The sequence below is a fragment of the Streptococcus sp. genome (genome assembly GCF_019414905.1).
Taxonomy (GTDB): domain Bacteria; phylum Bacillota; class Bacilli; order Lactobacillales; family Streptococcaceae; genus Streptococcus.
Genome location: NZ_DXLC01000220.1, coordinates 19,526 through 20,052, shown reverse-complemented (window position 1 = coordinate 20,052; position 527 = coordinate 19,526). Strand labels below are relative to the sequence as shown.

At 36.6% G+C, this 527-nt stretch carries 1 pseudogene; it reads left to right on the top strand.

Annotation, left to right across the window (positions count from 1 at the left end):
- Nucleotides 1–506 (top strand): annotated as a pseudogene (locus QZ359_RS06810) (Rgg/GadR/MutR family transcriptional regulator); the annotation flags it as partial.
- Between the last annotated feature and the right edge of the window lie 21 nt (nucleotides 507–527).

The window sequence follows — 527 nt, the reverse complement described above, 5'->3', positions numbered from 1 at the left end:
CCATTATGATCAAGTCTTATATGAAGAGCATGGATGAAAGGGTAGAGTTAACAGCAGAGGAAGGGAAAGTCCTTCATGACTATCTGTTTTCTACCGAGATTTGGGGAATCTATGAACTCAATTTATTTTCAGTCAGTTCTCCCTTTTTATCTGTTCCTCTTTTTACCAGATATGTACGAGAAATGGTCCGCAAATCTGATTTTCTAATGGAAATGTCTGGTAATCGAAATCTTTTTCATACCATGCTATTGAATGGTTTTTTAGTCAGCATTGAGTGTGAAGAATTTACCAATGCCTCTTATTTTAAACGTGTTATCGAAGAGCATTTCTACAATGAAAATGAAACCTATTTCCGAATTGTCCATTTGTGGGCTGAAGGTCTCTTTGATAGCAAGCAAGGCAGAGTCAAGGAAGGTCAGAAAAAGATGGAAGATGCTGTCCGTATTTTTGAGATGCTTGGCTGTAATAAATCTGCCGAATACTATAGAAAAACGACCGATTGTTGAATATCTGCAAACTAAGAAAAT